Annotated in this window: 4 protein-coding genes; all 4 read right to left on the reverse strand. The window is 71.9% G+C overall.

The annotated features are described in order from the left end of the window. Nucleotides 1-419: Pycsar system effector family protein (locus tag ACFWI9_RS33660; protein ID WP_387168936.1), on the reverse strand; the 419-nt coding region annotated here is incomplete at its 3' end. A gap of 44 nt (nucleotides 420-463) precedes the next feature. Next, the gene (locus tag ACFWI9_RS33665; protein WP_387168939.1) at nucleotides 464-943 is read right to left on the reverse strand and encodes a hypothetical protein; all 480 of its coding nucleotides are present in this window, start codon (nucleotides 941-943) and stop codon (nucleotides 464-466) included. Further along, entirely contained in the window at nucleotides 943-2,334 is a 1,392-nt protein-coding gene (locus ACFWI9_RS33670) for a DNA cytosine methyltransferase (RefSeq protein WP_387168942.1), read from the reverse strand. The genes ACFWI9_RS33665 and ACFWI9_RS33670 overlap by 1 nt, the downstream gene beginning before the upstream one ends. A 26-nt stretch (nucleotides 2,335-2,360) precedes the next feature. After that, the coding region (locus tag ACFWI9_RS33675) for an RRQRL motif-containing zinc-binding protein (RefSeq protein WP_387168945.1) at nucleotides 2,361-2,880 on the reverse strand (520 nt) is incomplete at its 5' end.

The raw sequence follows: 2,880 nt of genomic DNA on the forward strand, positions 1-2,880 counted from the left end.
GTCAGGCTCAGGTCGACTGCGCGCCGCAGGTGGTGGTACTTCCGTACGGCGATGACGGACAGGGCCTGGATGCAGGCGGCACGGCTGTCGCGGATCAGGCTTTCGTAGACCTCGCTGGTGGTCAGGCGTGCCCAGTACGGGAACGACGCGCGGTCGCCTCCTCCCAGGCGGGGCCGGACGACCAGGAGTAACAGCACGGCGGCCGCGGCCAGGGCGAGTACGGCGGCGGCGCCGCAGGCCTGTGTGACGGCCGGCAGGTGACGGTCGGTGAGTCCGCTGAGACCGGCCAGGATCGCGCCGTCGAACGCGAGCAGCAGCGAGGCCTTGCCGTCGGTGCGGGCGATCTCGCCGGAGACCGCCGTGCAGGCGGCGTCCAGGTTCTTGTCGATGGCGGAGTCGGAGACCGAAGTGGTCGGCATGAGGGGTTCTCCTTGGAACGGGGTCGTCGTGGTCGCGGAGCAGTTCACGGCGCCAGGCGTGTGGCGCAGGCGGTGAGCAGGGTGTCGTCGGCGGCGAGCGCCCGGCGGTAGCGCTCTGCGAGGTCCTGTTCGGCGACCGTGGTGAGGTCCTCGCCCTTGGCCTTGACGGCGTAGCTCGCGCCGACCGCTTCGGTCGCGGCGCGCAGGAGTTCGCGGTCCGCGCTCAGCACACGCAGCCGGTACAGGGCGCCGGTGACCGTGCCGCGGGAGGCGCGGGCCGCCCTGCGGGCTTCTGCCGTCTCGGTCTCGCCGGCGGTCGTGCTGTGCGCGAGATCCCAGCGGGTGTAGAGGTGGCCCCGGTGCACGCTCAGTGCCGACGCCAGGGCCACCACCGCCTCGCGGACGTCCTGGCGGTGCGCGGCGAGGGCGGCGGCCTGGGTGCGGCGGGTGTCGGCGAGGTGCTGTACGAGCGCGCCGACGACCGTGCCCGCCAGGGTGCACAGAGCAGCTAGGACGGCGTCCATCAGGCGGTCAGGCCGACCGTGAGGTCGCCCGGCAGCGCGGGCGGGGTGAGGGCGGCGGATTCGCCGGTCAGTGCTTCGTCGCCCATGCCGACCAGGTCGCGGCCGATGTTCGTGCTGACGGCGTTGCCGATCATCTCGATGATCTGGTCCCGGTCCCCGAGGAAGACGAAGGTGTCGGGGAACTCCATGGCCCGTGCGGCTTCCGGTACACGGATCATGCGGTACCGGCATGCCTCCAGGCTGGTCGCGTAGCCGACCAGGCCGTGCCGGTCCCGGGTGGTGAGGGTGGGCATGGGCAGGGTGGCCGGCTGGGTCTTGCTGGTGCCGTAGTACGGCAGCAGTTCGTAGGGGGCGCGCTCCGCGTAGACGATGCCGTGGTTGAGGCCGCCGGCGGTCAGGGTCGACATGGGCTGGGTGGCTGGTCGGTGCGTGGATCCGCCGCCGTGCAGCTCGACCATGTACGGCTCGATCAGGTGCCCGCCGTTGGCGGCGGCCTGCCGGTACTTGGTCCACCCGTCGTGGATCTTCCGCAGGGTGTTCGCCACGAGAGGCGTGCGCCGGTTGCCGATCGTCTCGGCAGGCAGCGTGAAGTCGATCGCGTCGGCGGCGGCCCGGGTGTGAGGGGCGAGGACCTGGTGGCGGCACTCGCTGTGCGGGCAGCGGTAGACGTACTGGCCGGTCTTGATCCCGTACACGCCCCACGGGCGCTCGGGGCTGCACACCTTGGTGCGCTTCCACGACTGGATCAGTTGTACCGGCCCGTGCCGGTCGCAGGTGCCGTAGGGGCGCAGCCACTTGTCGAAGTCCGGCGCCCGCTCGCCCTTGCGCCAGAAGATCACATACATGCGGGGGCGGCGGGACCGTGCGCCGGGTCCTGCCGCGTGGGCGTGCGCGGAGTCGAGGTAGACGATCCGGTACTCGTACGGACCCCACATCGCGACGCTGCGCACCCAGGTGTCGAAGGCGTAGCCGGGTGCTTCCTCTGGTCCCCACCAGCGGGCGTCCGGCACGTTCTCGACGATGATCAGCCGGTAGCGGTGGTGTTCGGCGAACCGCGCGACGTCCCCCATGGTCGCGCGGGAGCGGATCGCGGTCTCGTCGGTGCCGTCGGTCGCGAACAGGCCGTTGGTGAACTCTCCGTGGCCGCGCCGCTTGCCCTTGGCGCGGGTGTGGTTGGTGCACTCCGGGGACGCCCACAGGATGTCCGTGCGGGGGTACTTGGTGGGGACGACCTGGGAGATGTCGGCGCAGTCGTGGTCGGTGTCGGGGTGGTTGTGCTGGTGGGTGTCGATGGCGTGCCGGGAGTGGTTGGCCGCGATGACGACGCGGACACCGGGGACCTTCAGGGCGCCGCAGGTGCTGCCTCCGCCGCCGCAGAACAGGTCCGTCATGGTGATCACTTGAGTGGCCTTCCGGGTCAGGCGGCCAGGCGATGGCCGGCCACGGGGGTGCTGTACGTGGAGGGGTCGGCAGGCGTGCCGTCGTGGCACTCCAGGCAGGACCCCAGGGTCTTGAGGGGGAGGCAGTGGAAGTACCGCCTGCCGCACGGGCCCGGGCAGGTCTGGCGTGCGGCCATCGCCCTGTCAAGCGCCGCTTCCTTGGCGAGGGTCATCGGGAGTTTCGGCTTCGCCAGGTCGATCCGGTACAGCCAGCCCCTGGTGGGGTGGTTGCATGCCCGGTCGGGCCGGTAGGAGCAGTACTTGCAGCGCACGACCGCGACCGGGCCGTGGCCGCCCGGGCTGAGGCCGAGGTCCCGGAGCTGGCGCCGGGTGACCAGGCCGTCGGGTACTGCCTTGCGGTCGTATTCGGGCAGGGCCGCGTCCGTGCGCGGCGGTATCCGCTTCGCCTCGCGGCGGCGGCGTTTCCGGGGGCGGGGCATCACTGCGTCCAGGTGCCGGGCAGCCGGGCCGGGCGGTGCGGGTAGCGGGGGCCGGGAC

It is taken from the genome of Streptomyces sp. NPDC127084, assembly GCF_042724175.1.
Taxonomy (GTDB): domain Bacteria; phylum Actinomycetota; class Actinomycetes; order Streptomycetales; family Streptomycetaceae; genus Streptomyces.